We start from the raw sequence: 12,908 nt of genomic DNA, 5'->3' as shown, positions 1-12,908 counted from the left end.
CGGTTCGCCAGCTCGGAGATGCACCGACGGCCTCGCGCCATGGAGCTTCGGAGAAGAGCAAGCGGTCGAAGTATGAGTAGAAATACGACACGCCCGACCGCGTGGACCGGAGAACCATGACAGATGAACAGCGGCAACGGATCGGGTACCCGCCTGATCGCCAACGTTCGGTCTGTCGTGCGAGCACGAAGGCAGTTCGAGTCCTATTCGGTGAAACCGAACGACTCGGGGACTGTGCATACGAGGTGGAGCAGGCCGAGTGGCCGGTTCTACGACAAGCGGCAAGAAAAGGACACTAAGCGTGGCGGGACAAAAGATCCGCATCAGGCTCAAGGCCTACGACCATGAGGCGATCGATGCGTCAGCGCGCAAGATCGTCGAGACGGTCACCCGTACGGGTGCCCGCGTCGTCGGACCGGTGCCGTTGCCGACCGAAAAGAACGTGTACTGCGTCATCCGTTCGCCCCACAAGTACAAGGATTCGCGCGAACACTTCGAGATGCGTACTCACAAGCGGCTCATTGACATCCTCGACCCGACGCCGAAGACGGTCGACGCGCTCATGCGCATCGATCTGCCTGCCAGTGTCGACGTCAACATCCAGTGAGCGCGGAGACAACGATGACTGATAACAAGAATCGGCCTGCGACAGGAATTCTGGGCACGAAGCTCGGAATGACCCAGGTCTTCGACGAGAACAACCGCGTCGTTCCCGTGACCGTGATCAAGGCAGGCCCGAACGTGGTCACCCAGATCCGCACGCAGGAGCGCGACGGCTACAGCGCAGTCCAGGTCGCCTTCGGTGCGATCGACCCGCGCAAGGTGAACAAGCCGACCACCGGCCAGTTCGAGAAGGCAGGTGTCACGCCCCGCCGCCACGTCGTGGAGATCCGTGTCGCCGACGCCTCGCAGTTCGAGGTCGGCCAGGAGCTCACCGCCGCTGTGTTCGAGGACGGCGCATTCGTCGACGTCACCGGCACCAGCAAGGGCAAGGGCTTCGCCGGAACCATGAAGCGCCACGGCTTCGCCGGCCAGGGTGCAAGCCACGGTGCGCAGGCAGTCCACCGTCGTCCCGGATCCATCGGTGGTTGTGCAACCCCCGGTCGCGTCTTCAAGGGAATGCGCATGTCCGGACGCATGGGTGGCGACCGCGTCACCACGCAGAACCTCTCGGTCCACAAGGTGGACAGCGAGAACGGTCTGCTCTTGATCAAGGGAGCGATCCCCGGCCGTCGCGGCAACGTCGTGATCGTCAAGTCCGCATTGAAGGGTGGTGCACGGGCATGACCAGCCTCGAGAAGAAGACCAATCTGACGCTGGACGTCAAGGAAGCCGGTGGCAAGACCAACGGCACCGTCGATCTCCCCGCCGAGATCTTCGACGCTCCTGCGAACGTCGCGCTGATGCATCAGGTCGTCGTCGCACAGCTCGCTGCTGCTCGTCAGGGAACGCACTCCACGAAGACTCGTGGCGACGTTCGCGGTGGCGGCAAGAAGCCGTACCGCCAGAAGGGCACCGGCCGCGCTCGTCAGGGCTCGACCCGCGCTCCGCAGTTCGTCGGCGGTGGAACCGTTCACGGACCACAGCCGCGTGACTACAGCCAGCGGACGCCGAAGAAGATGAAGGCCGCCGCTCTGCGCGGAGCCCTCTCCGACCGGACCCGCAACGAGCGTCTGCACGTGATCACCGAACTGGTGGCCGGACAGACCCCGTCGACCAAGGTTGCCAAGTCGTTCCTCGCCGAGATCTCGGACCGCAAGAAGGTCCTTCTGGTCGTCGGCCGCGAAGACATCGCAGCGTGGAAGAGCGTCCAGAACCTGGACGGCGTGCACCCCATCGCACCCGACCAGCTCAACACGTACGACGTGCTCGAAGCCGATGACGTCGTATTCAGCGTGGAAGCGCTGAACACGTTCATCGCAGGGCCTGCGAAGAACGAGGAGGGAAGCAAGTGACCACCATCGCCGATCCCCGCGACATCTTGCTGGCGCCGGTCATCTCCGAGAAGTCCTACGGACTGATCGAGGAAGGCACCTACACCTTCCTGGTGCACCCGGATTCGAACAAGACGCAGATCAAGATTGCCGTCGAGAAGATCTTCGACGTCACCGTGACCAGCGTCAACACGCAGAACCGTCAGGGCAAGCGCAAGCGGACCCGGTTCGGTTACGGCAAGCGCAAGGACACCAAGCGCGCGCTCGTGACGCTCTCCGCCGACAGCAAGCCCATCGAGATCTTCGGAGGTCCGGTCGCGTAAGCGGCTGGGATTCTTCGGAACTAGAGGACGAGAAGACTCATGGCAATCCGTAAGTACAAGCCGACCACTCCGGGCCGCCGCGGCTCCAGTGTCTCCGATTTCGCGGAGATCACTCGCAGCACGCCCGAGAAGTCGCTGATTCGCCCCCTGCACGGTCGCGGTGGACGTAACGCACACGGTCGTATCACCACCCGGCACAAGGGTGGCGGTCACAAGCGCGCGTACCGTCTGATCGATTTCCGTCGCAACGACAAGGACGGCGTGCCGGCCAAGGTCGCTCACATCGAGTACGACCCCAACCGCACCGCCAACATCGCACTGCTGCACTACGCGGACGGCGAGAAGCGCTACATCGTCGCACCTAAGGGCATCAGCCAGGGATCCCCGATCGAGTCCGGCGCAGGCGCCGACATCAAGCCGGGTAACAACCTGCCGCTGCGCAACATCCCCACGGGTACGACCATCCACGCTGTGGAGCTTCGTCCCGGTGGCGGCGCCAAGATGGCCCGCTCCGCCGGATCGAGCATCCAGCTCCTCGGCAAGGAAGGCACCTACGCCACCCTGCGTATGCCCTCCGGCGAGATCCGTCGCGTCGACGTGCGCTGCCGCGCAACCGTCGGCGAGGTCGGCAACGCCGAGCAGTCGAACATCAACTGGGGCAAGGCCGGCCGTATGCGCTGGAAGGGCAAGCGCCCGACCGTCCGTGGTGTCGTCATGAACCCGGTCGACCACCCGCACGGTGGTGGTGAGGGCAAGACCTCCGGTGGTCGCCACCCGGTCAGCCCCTGGGGACAGCCTGAAGGCCGTACCCGCAAGAACAAGGCGAGCGACAAGCTCATCGTCCGTCGTCGCCGTACCGGCAAGAACAAGCGCTAGGAGGGAGTTCAGAATGCCACGCAGCCTGAAGAAAGGCCCGTTCGTAGACGATCACCTCCTCGCGAAGGTCGACGTCCAGAACGACAAGGGAACCAAGCAGGTCATCAAGACCTGGTCCCGTCGCTCGACAATTCTCCCCGACTTCATCGGTCACACCTTCGCCGTCCACGACGGCCGTAAGCACGTGCCGGTGTTCGTGTCCGACTCGATGGTCGGCCACAAGCTCGGAGAGTTCGCACCGACCCGCACGTTCAAGGGTCACATCAAGGACGACCGGAAGGCGAAGAGGCGATGAGCAAGACCGAAACCGCCAACCCGACTGCAAAGGCCGTCGCGAAGCACGTACGCGTCACGCCCATGAAGGCACGCCGCGTCGTCGATCTGGTTCGCGGGCGCTCCGTCGAGGACGCGCTCAACATCCTGAAGTTCGCGCCGCAGGCAGCCAGCGAGCCGGTCGCCAAGGTGATCGCGTCCGCAGCGGCCAACGCCGAGAACAACCTGGATCTCGACCCCAGCACGCTGGTCGTCGCGACTGCATTCGTGGACGAGGGCGCAACCCTCAAGCGTTTCCAGCCGCGTGCTCAGGGCCGGGCATTCCGGATCCGCAAGCGCACGAGCCACATCACGGTGATCGTCGAGAGCCTGCCCAAGACCGGTGGAACCAGCCGTAACCGCCGCAAGGGTCAGGCGTCCAAGGAAGGGGCTCAGTAGTGGGTCAGAAAATCAACCCGCACGGCTTCCGCTTGGGTATCACCACTGACTGGAAGTCGCGTTGGTACGCAGACAAGCAGTACTCGGAGTACGTCAAGGAAGACGTCGCGATCCGCAAGCTTCTCGCCACCGGCATGGAGCGCGCGGGTATCGCGAAGGTCGAGATCGAGCGCACCCGTGACCGTGTTCGCGTGGACATCCACACGGCACGCCCGGGCATCGTCATCGGTCGCCGTGGCGCCGAAGCCGACCGCATCCGCGGAGCACTCGAGAAGCTGACCGGCAAGCAGGTTCAGCTCAACATCCTCGAGGTCAAGAACGCCGAGTCCGAGGCTCAGCTCGTGGCCCAGGGTGTTGCCGAGCAGCTCAGCAACCGCGTCGCATTCCGTCGCGCGATGCGTAAGGCCATTCAGTCGGCCATGCGTCAGCCGAACGTCAAGGGAATTCGTGTCCAGTGCTCCGGCCGTCTCGGCGGCGCCGAGATGTCCCGCTCGGAGTTCTACCGCGAAGGCCGTGTGCCGCTGCACACGCTTCGTGCGGACATCGACTACGGACTGTACGAAGCCAAGACCACCTTCGGCCGCATCGGCGTGAAGGTCTGGATCTACAAGGGCGACATCGTCGGTGGCCGTCGTGAGCTGGCCGCTGCTGCACCTGCTGCAGGCAACGACCGCCCGCGTCGTGAGCGTCCCTCGCGTCCGCGTCGTTCCGGTGCTTCGGGCACCACGGCGACCAGCACCGAGGCCGGTCGCGCGGCATCCGCAGAGGCTCCGGCCTCGACCGAGTCGAATCAGGAGGGCTGACGATGTTGATCCCACGCCGGGTCAAGCACCGGAAGCAGCACCACCCGAAGCGATCGGGTGCGTCCAAGGGCGGCAACCACGTGACGTTCGGTGACTACGGCATCCAGGCTCTCGAGCCCGCCTACATCACCAACCGTCAGATCGAGGCTTCCCGAATCGCGATCACTCGCCACATCAAGCGTGGCGGCAAGGTCTGGATCAACATCTTCCCGGACCGCCCGCTCACCAAGAAGCCTGCCGAGACCCGAATGGGTTCCGGTAAGGGTTCGCCCGAGTGGTGGGTCGCGAACGTCAAGCCGGGTCGGGTGCTCTTCGAGCTCTCGTTCCCCGACGAAGCAACCGCGCGTGCAGCACTGACTCGCGCAATCCACAAGCTGCCGATGAAGGCACGCATCATCACCAGGGAGGAGCAGTTCTGATGGCTACCGGAACCCCAGCCGCAGAGCTTCGCGAGCTCACCGGTGAAGAGCTGGTCACCAAGCTGCGCGAGTCGAAGGAAGAGCTGTTCAACCTTCGTTTCCAGATGGCTACCGGCCAGCTGGACAACAACCGTCGACTGCGCACCGTTCGTCACGAGATCGCGCGCATCTACACCGTCCTGCGTGAGCGTGAGCTCGGTCTGGCCACCGGCCCTGCCGACGACACTGCAGGTGACGCGGCATGAGCGAGGAAAAGACTGTGACTGAAGGACGCAACAACCGCAAGACCCGCATCGGATACGTCGTATCCGACAAGATGCAGAAGACGATCGTGGTCGAGCTGGAAGACCGGGTCAAGCACCCGCTCTACAGCAAGGTCATCCGTCGCACGACCAAGGTGAAGGCCCACGACGAGAACGGAGTCGCCGGAATCGGTGACCGCGTTCAGCTCATGGAGACCCGCCCGCTGTCCGCCACGAAGCACTGGCGACTGGTCGAGGTCCTCGAGAAGGCCAAGTAGGACTCCCGTCCTTACTGCGAACGAAGCCCGCTCCCGAATGGGAGCGGGCTTTTTCGTATGTTCCGGCGAGGCTCTCAGCGTCCGAGGAGCCCACCGAGCGCGCCACCGACACCCGCCTGTTCGCCGCTTCCACTACCGCCGATCATGCCGGCAGGCGGCAGCTCCGACGGTTGGACGACGACGAATCCCTGACCCGCGAACTCCAGTGTGAAGCGCTCGCCGGTCGATCGACCCATCAACGTCCCCAGGCCGAACGAGTCGTTCTTCTTCACTCGCGTAGACAGGCTGGACGACCATGCGACCGCCGCCTGCGGATCGGCGAACGTCGGCTGATCCACGTTCAGCACGACGGGAACGCCGTCGGTCGTGATCGCGATACGGCCTCGTCCGGTGAACACGCAGTTGAAGAACCCGGCATTCCCGCCCGATGCCGCGCCCTGGACGCGTTTGACGTCGTAGCTCAGCGACGAATCGAACGCCAGTACGTTCGCACCGTTGATCGTCAGACCGTCGGACCCGTCGAGATCGATCAGGTGAACGTCCTGGGCGGCGTTCGCGAGGAACAGATCCCCGCGCCCGGAAACCTTCATGAGCGGCACGCCCTCACCGGACAGCGCCTGACGGACGGCTCTGCCGAAGCCACCCGAGCCCTTTGCTTCGAAGCTCAGATCGCCCTGGTAGGCGACCATCGAGCCGGCGCGTGCCATGACGTCGCCGTTCATGCCGACCCGGCACATCTTGCTGCCTTGCTTCTGAATACCCGCGCCGGGGACCTCGGAATGCGCGGGCGCGAACAGGTCACTCTTCATGGGCTGATGCCCTCCTGACGTAGGAGCCGGCGATGTGGGAGCGGCCGCCGGGGTGGGTGGGGGAGTGCTCGTGGGCGACGCGACCGACGCGTGGGTTGGCTCTTCGTCGTCGATGGTGATGCCGAAAGCTGTTGCCAGCCCGGCCAATCCGTCGGCATAGCCTTGGCCCACCGCGCGGAGCTTCCAGTCCGAGCCGCGGCGGTAGATCTCGAGACAGACCAGGGCGGACTCGTCAGCTCCGGCATCGGCTCGGTAGCTCACGACGGCGCTTCCCGACGCGTCGCCCACTGTCGTCGCGACAGGACCGGCGGCCGCGAAGGTCGTCGGGCCTGTGCCATCCAGCGATGCCGTGATCGCGACTGTGTCGATGTCGGACGGAATGTGGGCGGTGTCGACGACGATACGGTGACGGCTGCCCTCGTGGCGGTACTCGACGCCGGGACCGACGGGTTGGTTGTAGAAGATCAGGTCCGCATCCGAACGAACACGGCCGTCCGCGGCGAGCAACAACGCCGACACGTCCAGCGGATACGCGCTCTCGACGTGGATCGTCATGGTGGACGACGGGGCCGGACAATTCTCCCCAGGGGCGAGTGTCTTCACGAGATCCAGTGTGCCCGACGTCGGCAGAACCGGGGGATCGGCCGCAGAATCGAACGGAAATGGCGAAATTATTATTTCGGCGGTTTCAAGTCGATCAATCGACCGACAACAACTTCGTTCCACCTGTTACGAGATGCACAGGACGGTCCGAATGGATTAGTGTCGAATCGCTGTACGTCTCTTCATGTTTTCCGGCTGCCGACGCGAGCGGGGTTTCGATGACCGAACTGCAGGTTTCCGAGAAATCGGAATCCAAACGCCATCACGACGAGATCCTGGTCTCCGTCGTCATTCCCGCAAAGAATTCGCTGCCGGATCTCGACGACCAGCTGGACAGTCTCGCCAAGCAGAGCTACCCGGGCCCGGTCGAGGTCGTGATCGCCGACAACGGGTCGGACGACGGCCTCGACCAACATGTGCGCGAATACGCCCGCAAGGGACTGCTCGACGTGCGCTACGTGGACGCGTCGGGGAAGGCGGGACCGTCGTATGCACGCAACCAGGGCGCGAACGTTGCCCGTGGTGAGTTCCTTGCCTTCTGCGACGCGGACGACGTCGTGCACGCAGACTGGCTTGCCACGTTGGTCGATCTGGCGCAGGAGAGCGACGTCGTCGGCACCGCTGTCGAGACCGACTCGATCAATACGGCCAAGGCGCTCGACTGGACGCCGACGAGTCCGCCTGAGACGCAAGGGAAGACCACATTTCTGCCTTTCGCGATCGGTGCGAGTTTCGGTTGCTGGGCTTCGGTATATCGCGCACTCGGAGGAATGTCGTCCGAATTGAAAGCAAGCGAGGATGTCGAATTCTGCTGGCGCGCGCAATTGACGGGGTACACCCTTGCTTTCGCGCAAAAACAACTGGTCGGATATCGACTCCGCGACAGGCTTGTGCCGTTGATCAGACAGTCCTACAAATTGGGCTACGGGTTCGCCCAGGTGCAAGGGCTCTATCGCGCCCAGGGCTGCCCGCCGGTCCATCTACGACGGGCCATGCGATGGTGGGGGCTGTTGCTTCTCGGCAACCCGCTCGTGCCGCGATTCGTCACGCGAGTCTCGCGTGGACAATGGTTGCGCGCCGTAGCTGCCCACGTCGGTGAGGTACGCGGGGGATTGAAGTACCACACGTTCGTCTGGTGACCAGCCTCGATTTGGTTTCGGCTCGGTAGTTCCCTACACTTGACCAGTTGCCTGTGGCAGCGGTGTGCCCTCGTGCGCCCGTGTTGCGGCAGCCGACCGCGCGTGTCGGGACGGAAATCCGGCACGTAAGCACATCCAGGTCTAGGAGAAGTTTGTGATTCAGCAGGAGTCGCGCGTACGCGTTGCTGATAACACGGGCGCGAAGGAAATCCTTTGCATCCGCGTTCTCGGTGGCTCGTCACGTCGCTACGCCGGAATCGGCGACGTCATCGTGGCAACGGTGAAGGACGCCATTCCCGGCGGCAACATCAAGAAGGGTGAGGTCGTCAAGGCCGTCATCGTGCGTACCGTCAAGGAGCGCCGTCGTCCGGATGGCTCGTACATCCGTTTCGACGAGAACGCTGCGGTGCTCATCAAGGCCGACAACGATCCCCGTGGAACTCGCATCTTCGGCCCGGTCGGCCGCGAGCTCCGCGAGAAGAAGTTCATGAAGATCGTCTCGCTCGCCCCGGAGGTGCTGTAAATGAAGGTGCACAAGGGCGACACCGTTCTCGTGATCGCAGGCAAGGACAAGGGCGCCAAGGGCAAGGTCATCCAGGCCTACCCGGCTGATTCCAAGGTCCTCGTCGAGGGCGTGAACCGCATCAAGAAGCACACCGCGGTTTCCGCGAACCAGCGTGGCGCCTCCTCGGGCGGCATCGTCACGCAGGAAGCCCCGATCCACGTTTCGAACGTCGCGGTCATCGACTCGGACGGCAACCCCACCCGCGTGGGCTACCGGACCGACGAAGAGACCGGCAAGCGCGTTCGTATTTCCCGGAAGAACGGGAAGGACATCTGAGATGACTACCACTGAGAACACGCAGCCTCGGCTGAAGGCGCGCTACCGCGCCGAGATCCGCGACGCTCTCAACTCCGAGTTCGCATACGACAACGTCATGCAGATCCCGGGTGTTGTGAAGGTCGTCGTCAACATGGGTGTCGGCGACGCCGCCCGCGACGCGAAGCTGATCAACGGTGCAGTTGCCGACCTCGCTGCGATCACCGGTCAGAAGCCGGAGATCCGCAAGGCGCGCAAGTCCATCGCACAGTTCAAGCTCCGCGAAGGAATGCCCATCGGTGCGCGCGTCACGCTGCGCGGCGACCGCATGTGGGAGTTCCTGGACCGCCTGACCTCCATTGCCCTTCCCCGAATCAGGGACTTCCGTGGCCTCTCCGGCACGCAGTTCGACGGCAACGGCAACTACACGTTCGGCCTCAACGAGCAGTCGATGTTCCACGAGATCGACGTGGACAAGATCGATCGTCCGCGCGGCATGGACATCACTGTGGTGACCACCGCAACCAACAACGAAGAAGGCCGCGCGCTGCTCAAGCACCTCGGCTTCCCGTTCAAGGAGAACTGAGTCCATGGCTAAGAAGGCATTGGTCAACAAGGCCAACAAGAAGCCGAAGTTCGCTGTGCGCGCCTACACGCGTTGCAACCGCTGCGGCCGTCCCCACTCGGTGTTCCGCAAGTTCGGCTTGTGCCGTATCTGCGTTCGCGAGATGGCGCACCGCGGTGAGCTTCCTGGCGTTCACAAGAGCTCCTGGTGATCTGAGGCCCTCGGGCCTCGCACCACGCTGACGGGCGTGGGTTCCGAATGGAACCCACGCCCGTTTTTGCGCTTAACGGACGATTTGGAGATCAGCGGCCCATTGCCTACACTTGTGCGGTTGCCCGGGCTTCGTCGTGCCTGCACACGAGTCCTTGCAATGACAGACGCAACCTCGAGTCTTCCACGTTGAAACTCGTAACACCTGGCAGTGCAGCGATGCATTGCCAGGAGCGCAACCCCTGACCGGCAACAGTCGGTCAGGACATGTTCACTTCGCTGTAGGCCCACGATGTGACGAGCCAGGCCAAGGGTTTTCTTTCGCCCGGTGGCACCAGTTCGCGCGTGCTGCATGGGAACCGCTGCGAGAAAGGTGCACAGGTCACACCATGACGATGACCGATCCAATCGCAGACTTCTTGACTCGTCTGCGCAACGCCAACTCGGCGTACCACGACCAGGTGAAGCTTCCTCACTCGAAGCTGAAGGCGAACATCGCCGACATCTTGAAGCGCGAGGGCTACATCGCTGATTACCGTACCGAGGACGCAGAGGTGGGCAAGACCCTCGTCGTCGACCTCAAGTACGGACCCAGCCGTGAGCGCAGCCTCGCCGGCGTGCGTCGCATCTCGAAGCCCGGCCTTCGTGTGTACGCGAAATCCACCAATCTGCCCAAGGTTCTCGGCGGACTGGGCGTGGCGATCATCTCCACGTCCACCGGTCTGCTCACGGAGCGTCAGGCGGCCAAGCAGGGTGTGGGCGGAGAAGTCCTCGCCTACGTCTGGTAGGGGAGGCCACCACCATGTCACGTATTGGAAAATTGCCGGTCGCGGTTCCCGCGGGCGTCGACATCACCATCGACGGCCAGAACGTCGCGGTCAAGGGCCCCAAGGGTTCCCTCGAGCTGACGATCGCCGAGCCCATCCAGATCGCCCGCGCCGAGGACGGCAGCATCGCTGTCACCCGTCCGGACGACGAGCGTCGTAGCCGCTCGCTGCATGGCCTCTCGCGCACCCTCGTCGCCAACCTCATCACCGGTGTCACCAACGGTTACACCACCAAGATGGAGATTCACGGCGTCGGTTACCGCGTTGTCCTCAAGGGCAAGGACCTCGAGTTCGCTCTCGGGTACAGCCACCCCGTGCTGATCGAGGCACCGGAAGGCATCACGTTCACGGTGGAGTCGCCCACGCGATTCACCATCAGCGGCATCGACAAGCAGGCAGTCGGCCAGATCGCTGCCAACATTCGTCGTCTGCGGCGTCCGGACCCGTACAAGGGCAAGGGCATCCGCTACGAGGGTGAAGTCATCCGCCGCAAGGTCGGAAAGACGGGTAAGTGATATGAGCCAGACAACAGACAAGGCGAAGGTCGACCGCACTCCTCGCGGAACCGACGTCTCGACGAAGCGCCGCCTCTCCAAGGCACGTCGCCACTTCCGCCTGCGCAAGAAGATCTCCGGAACGCCCGAGCGTCCCCGGTTGGTCGTCAACCGCTCCTCACGCCACATCCATGTCCAGCTCGTGGACGACCTCGCAGGCCACACGTTGGCCAGCGCGTCGACCATCGAGGCGGACGTGCGCGCGTTGGACGGCGACAAGAAGGCGCAGAGCGCCAAGGTCGGCGAGCTCATCGCCAGCCGCGCCAAGGCAGCTGGAATCGACGCGGTCGTCTTCGACCGCGGCGGCAACACCTACAGCGGCCGCATCGCGGCTCTGGCAGATGCTGCCCGCGAAGGCGGGTTGGCATTCTGATGATGACCACGAACAACGGAAGGACAGCCTGATGCCGGGACGTCAACGGCGTGACGGCGGAAACGGCCCCGCCGGACAGAACAGTGGACCGAACAGCGGCGACAACCGCGGTGACAACCGTGGTGGACGCGATCGTCGCGACAACTCGCGTGGCGGAAACGCTGCCGAGAAGTCGAACTTCATCGAGCGCGTAGTCGCGATCAACCGCGTCTCCAAGGTCGTCAAGGGTGGTCGTCGCTTCAGCTTCACCGCCCTCGTCATCGTCGGCGACGGCAACGGCTTGGTCGGCGTCGGCTACGGCAAGGCCAAGGAAGTTCCCGCGGCGATCCAGAAGGGCGTCGAAGAGGCACGCAAGGGCTTCTTCCGCGTTCCGATGATCGGCGGCACCATTACGCACCCCGTCCAGGGTGAAGCTGCAGCAGGCATCGTCATGCTCCGTCCGGCCAGCGCCGGTACCGGTGTCATCGCCGGTGGTGCTGTCCGCGCCGTGCTGGAGTGCGCCGGAATCCACGACGTGCTGTCGAAGTCGCTCGGAAGCGACAACGCCATCAACGTCGTCCACGCCACCGTGCAGGCTCTGAAGGAACTGCAGCGTCCCGAGGAAGTCGCGGCTCGCCGCGGCCTGACCCTCGAAGAGGTTGCTCCCGCAGGCATGCTCCGTGCGCGCGCACAGGCAGGAGCGGTGAAGTAATGGCACAGCTGAAGGTCACTCAGATCAAGAGCACCATCGGCCAGAAGTCGAACCAGCGGGACAGCCTGCGGACACTCGGACTGAAGGGCATCCGCCAGTCCGTCGTTCGCGAGGACACGCCGCAGACTCGCGGACTGGTCAACGTGGTGCGCCACCTCGTCACAGTTGAGGAGGTCTAACCATGACCATCAAACTGCACCACCTGCGCCCCGCTCCCGGATCCAAGTCGGCGAAGATTCGCGTCGGCCGCGGTGAAGGCGGCAAGCGCGGCAAGACCGCTGGTCGCGGTACCAAGGGAACCGGCGCACGCAAGAACGTGCCGTCGCGTTTCGAGGGCGGCCAGATGCCCCTGCAGATGCGTCTGCCGAAGCTCAAGGGCTTCACCAACCCGAACCGGGTCGAGTTCCAGGTCGTGAACCTTCGCGACATCGAGCGGCTCTTCCCCCAGGGCGGCGAGATCAGCATTGCCGATCTCATCGCGAAGGGTGCGGTTCGCAAGAACCAGCCCGTCAAGGTTCTGGGCGACGGAAAGCTGACCGTCAAGGTCGACATCTCCGTCAACAAGTTCACCGGCTCTGCCAAGGAAAAGATCGCCGCTGCCGGCGGTTCTGCAACCGAGGTCTAGCCTGCTCCGGCACCCGCCGTGCTTGCGGGTGCCGGTAGGTACATCGCGCGATGGCCGCAGTGCACTTCCTCACGGAGGCGTGCACTGCGGCCATCGGTGCCTCACC

At 63.8% G+C, this 12,908-nt stretch carries 23 protein-coding genes; 22 read left to right on the top strand and 1 reads right to left on the bottom strand.

Annotated elements, in window-relative coordinates:
• The first annotated feature begins 301 nt into the window (after window positions 1–301).
• Genes rpsJ through rpsQ form a run of 11 tightly spaced genes read left to right on the top strand, consistent with a single transcriptional unit; the run spans window position 302 to window position 5,586 of the window.
• The gene (gene rpsJ / locus DK926_RS20355) at window positions 302–607 is read left to right on the top strand and encodes a 30S ribosomal protein S10 (protein ID WP_003938093.1); all 306 of its coding nucleotides are present in this window, start codon (window positions 302–304) and stop codon (window positions 605–607) included.
• Between the two features lie 14 nt (window positions 608–621).
• On the top strand, window positions 622–1,287 hold the full coding sequence (gene rplC, locus DK926_RS20350) for a 50S ribosomal protein L3 (RefSeq protein WP_068432479.1): 666 nt from the start codon (window positions 622–624) through the stop codon (window positions 1,285–1,287).
• Complete coding sequence (gene rplD, locus DK926_RS20345; RefSeq protein ID WP_068432322.1) at window positions 1,284–1,955, top strand: 50S ribosomal protein L4; 672 nt, start codon at window positions 1,284–1,286, stop codon at window positions 1,953–1,955. The genes rplC and rplD overlap by 4 nt, the downstream gene beginning before the upstream one ends.
• Window positions 1,952–2,257, top strand: a complete 306-nt coding sequence (rplW, locus tag DK926_RS20340) for a 50S ribosomal protein L23 (protein ID WP_068432316.1) — start codon at window positions 1,952–1,954, stop codon at window positions 2,255–2,257. Before rplD ends, rplW begins: the two co-directional genes overlap by 4 nt.
• A 39-nt stretch (window positions 2,258–2,296) precedes the next feature.
• A complete protein-coding gene (gene rplB / locus DK926_RS20335) occupies window positions 2,297–3,133 on the top strand; it encodes a 50S ribosomal protein L2 (RefSeq protein WP_068432314.1) in 837 nt (278 codons plus the stop codon).
• A gap of 13 nt (window positions 3,134–3,146) precedes the next feature.
• On the top strand, window positions 3,147–3,428 hold the full coding sequence (gene rpsS / locus DK926_RS20330) for a 30S ribosomal protein S19 (RefSeq protein ID WP_008718309.1): 282 nt from the start codon (window positions 3,147–3,149) through the stop codon (window positions 3,426–3,428).
• A complete protein-coding gene (rplV, locus tag DK926_RS20325; RefSeq protein ID WP_068432312.1) occupies window positions 3,425–3,844 on the top strand; it encodes a 50S ribosomal protein L22 in 420 nt (139 codons plus the stop codon). Before rpsS ends, rplV begins: the two co-directional genes overlap by 4 nt.
• Window positions 3,844–4,647, top strand: a complete 804-nt coding sequence (gene rpsC, locus DK926_RS20320; RefSeq protein WP_068432310.1) for a 30S ribosomal protein S3 — start codon at window positions 3,844–3,846, stop codon at window positions 4,645–4,647. Before rplV ends, rpsC begins: the two co-directional genes overlap by 1 nt.
• A gap of 2 nt (window positions 4,648–4,649) precedes the next feature.
• A complete protein-coding gene (gene rplP / locus DK926_RS20315; RefSeq protein ID WP_068432308.1) occupies window positions 4,650–5,066 on the top strand; it encodes a 50S ribosomal protein L16 in 417 nt (138 codons plus the stop codon).
• Window positions 5,066–5,311, top strand: coding sequence for a 50S ribosomal protein L29 (rpmC, locus tag DK926_RS20310; RefSeq protein ID WP_019663551.1), 246 nt, complete (start codon window positions 5,066–5,068; stop codon window positions 5,309–5,311). Before rplP ends, rpmC begins: the two co-directional genes overlap by 1 nt.
• On the top strand, window positions 5,308–5,586 hold the full coding sequence (gene rpsQ / locus DK926_RS20305) for a 30S ribosomal protein S17 (protein ID WP_068432307.1): 279 nt from the start codon (window positions 5,308–5,310) through the stop codon (window positions 5,584–5,586). The genes rpmC and rpsQ overlap by 4 nt, the downstream gene beginning before the upstream one ends.
• A 74-nt stretch (window positions 5,587–5,660) precedes the next feature.
• Here the strand turns inward: rpsQ and DK926_RS20300 are convergent, their stop codons facing one another.
• The gene (locus DK926_RS20300) at window positions 5,661–6,998 is read right to left on the bottom strand and encodes an AIM24 family protein (RefSeq protein ID WP_114331912.1); all 1,338 of its coding nucleotides are present in this window, start codon (window positions 6,996–6,998) and stop codon (window positions 5,661–5,663) included.
• A 218-nt stretch (window positions 6,999–7,216) separates the two neighbouring features.
• On the opposite strand from DK926_RS20300, the gene DK926_RS20295 reads away from it, so the two are divergent.
• The 11 genes from DK926_RS20295 (at window position 7,217) to rplO (ending at window position 12,802) form a co-directional block, all read left to right on the top strand.
• Entirely contained in the window at window positions 7,217–8,137 is a 921-nt protein-coding gene (locus tag DK926_RS20295; protein ID WP_165839632.1) for a glycosyltransferase, read from the top strand.
• 154 nt (window positions 8,138–8,291) lie between these two features.
• A complete protein-coding gene (rplN, locus tag DK926_RS20290) occupies window positions 8,292–8,660 on the top strand; it encodes a 50S ribosomal protein L14 (protein WP_068432300.1) in 369 nt (122 codons plus the stop codon).
• Entirely contained in the window at window positions 8,661–8,978 is a 318-nt protein-coding gene (rplX, locus tag DK926_RS20285) for a 50S ribosomal protein L24 (RefSeq protein WP_068432297.1), read from the top strand.
• A gap of 1 nt (window position 8,979) precedes the next feature.
• Window positions 8,980–9,543, top strand: coding sequence for a 50S ribosomal protein L5 (gene rplE / locus DK926_RS20280; protein ID WP_068432294.1), 564 nt, complete (start codon window positions 8,980–8,982; stop codon window positions 9,541–9,543).
• 4 nt (window positions 9,544–9,547) lie between these two features.
• Complete coding sequence (locus tag DK926_RS20275; RefSeq protein WP_084424121.1) at window positions 9,548–9,733, top strand: type Z 30S ribosomal protein S14; 186 nt, start codon at window positions 9,548–9,550, stop codon at window positions 9,731–9,733.
• Window positions 9,734–10,121: 388 nt separating this feature from the next.
• Window positions 10,122–10,520: a 30S ribosomal protein S8 gene (gene rpsH, locus DK926_RS20270; protein ID WP_068432291.1), complete on the top strand. Its 399-nt coding sequence runs from the start codon at window positions 10,122–10,124 to the stop codon at window positions 10,518–10,520.
• A 14-nt stretch (window positions 10,521–10,534) separates the two neighbouring features.
• A complete protein-coding gene (rplF, locus tag DK926_RS20265; protein ID WP_068432288.1) occupies window positions 10,535–11,074 on the top strand; it encodes a 50S ribosomal protein L6 in 540 nt (179 codons plus the stop codon).
• Between the two features lies 1 nt (window position 11,075).
• Complete coding sequence (gene rplR, locus DK926_RS20260) at window positions 11,076–11,486, top strand: 50S ribosomal protein L18 (protein ID WP_068432286.1); 411 nt, start codon at window positions 11,076–11,078, stop codon at window positions 11,484–11,486.
• Window positions 11,487–11,517: 31 nt separating this feature from the next.
• Entirely contained in the window at window positions 11,518–12,177 is a 660-nt protein-coding gene (rpsE, locus tag DK926_RS20255; RefSeq protein WP_068432282.1) for a 30S ribosomal protein S5, read from the top strand.
• Window positions 12,177–12,356 (top strand): 50S ribosomal protein L30, encoded by a 180-nt coding sequence (rpmD, locus tag DK926_RS20250; RefSeq protein WP_019663565.1) that lies wholly within the window; start codon window positions 12,177–12,179, stop codon window positions 12,354–12,356. The genes rpsE and rpmD overlap by 1 nt, the downstream gene beginning before the upstream one ends.
• Window positions 12,357–12,358: 2 nt before the next feature.
• Complete coding sequence (rplO, locus tag DK926_RS20245) at window positions 12,359–12,802, top strand: 50S ribosomal protein L15 (RefSeq protein ID WP_068432279.1); 444 nt, start codon at window positions 12,359–12,361, stop codon at window positions 12,800–12,802.
• The last annotated feature ends 106 nt before the right edge of the window (window positions 12,803–12,908 follow it).

The sequence above is a fragment of the Rhodococcus sp. Eu-32 genome (genome assembly GCF_003336925.1).
Taxonomy (GTDB): domain Bacteria; phylum Actinomycetota; class Actinomycetes; order Mycobacteriales; family Mycobacteriaceae; genus Rhodococcoides; species Rhodococcoides kyotonensis_B.
Note: the sequence above shows the minus strand (reverse complement) of the source record. Positions and strands in the feature narration are given on the sequence as shown.

What these genes read in the sequence shown, in the direction of transcription:
- rplR (WP_068432286.1), top strand. Translation starts at nt 11,076, where the DNA reads ATGAGCCAGACAACAGACAAGGCGAAGGTCGACCGCACTCCTCGCGGA.
- rplD (WP_068432322.1), top strand. Translation starts at nt 1,284, where the DNA reads ATGACCAGCCTCGAGAAGAAGACCAATCTGACGCTGGACGTCAAGGAA.
- rplP (WP_068432308.1), top strand. Translation starts at nt 4,650, where the DNA reads ATGTTGATCCCACGCCGGGTCAAGCACCGGAAGCAGCACCACCCGAAG.
- rplE (WP_068432294.1), top strand. Translation starts at nt 8,980, where the DNA reads ATGACTACCACTGAGAACACGCAGCCTCGGCTGAAGGCGCGCTACCGC.
- rplV (WP_068432312.1), top strand. Translation starts at nt 3,425, where the DNA reads ATGAGCAAGACCGAAACCGCCAACCCGACTGCAAAGGCCGTCGCGAAG.
- DK926_RS20295 (WP_165839632.1), top strand. Translation starts at nt 7,217, where the DNA reads ATGACCGAACTGCAGGTTTCCGAGAAATCGGAATCCAAACGCCATCAC.
- rplB (WP_068432314.1), top strand. Translation starts at nt 2,297, where the DNA reads ATGGCAATCCGTAAGTACAAGCCGACCACTCCGGGCCGCCGCGGCTCC.
- rpsQ (WP_068432307.1), top strand. Translation starts at nt 5,308, where the DNA reads ATGAGCGAGGAAAAGACTGTGACTGAAGGACGCAACAACCGCAAGACC.
- rplF (WP_068432288.1), top strand. Translation starts at nt 10,535, where the DNA reads ATGTCACGTATTGGAAAATTGCCGGTCGCGGTTCCCGCGGGCGTCGAC.
- rpmD (WP_019663565.1), top strand. Translation starts at nt 12,177, where the DNA reads ATGGCACAGCTGAAGGTCACTCAGATCAAGAGCACCATCGGCCAGAAG.
- rpsE (WP_068432282.1), top strand. Translation starts at nt 11,518, where the DNA reads ATGCCGGGACGTCAACGGCGTGACGGCGGAAACGGCCCCGCCGGACAG.
- rpmC (WP_019663551.1), top strand. Translation starts at nt 5,066, where the DNA reads ATGGCTACCGGAACCCCAGCCGCAGAGCTTCGCGAGCTCACCGGTGAA.
- rplO (WP_068432279.1), top strand. Translation starts at nt 12,359, where the DNA reads ATGACCATCAAACTGCACCACCTGCGCCCCGCTCCCGGATCCAAGTCG.
- rpsS (WP_008718309.1), top strand. Translation starts at nt 3,147, where the DNA reads ATGCCACGCAGCCTGAAGAAAGGCCCGTTCGTAGACGATCACCTCCTC.
- rplX (WP_068432297.1), top strand. Translation starts at nt 8,661, where the DNA reads ATGAAGGTGCACAAGGGCGACACCGTTCTCGTGATCGCAGGCAAGGAC.
- rplC (WP_068432479.1), top strand. Translation starts at nt 622, where the DNA reads ATGACTGATAACAAGAATCGGCCTGCGACAGGAATTCTGGGCACGAAG.
- DK926_RS20275 (WP_084424121.1), top strand. Translation starts at nt 9,548, where the DNA reads ATGGCTAAGAAGGCATTGGTCAACAAGGCCAACAAGAAGCCGAAGTTC.
- rpsH (WP_068432291.1), top strand. Translation starts at nt 10,122, where the DNA reads ATGACGATGACCGATCCAATCGCAGACTTCTTGACTCGTCTGCGCAAC.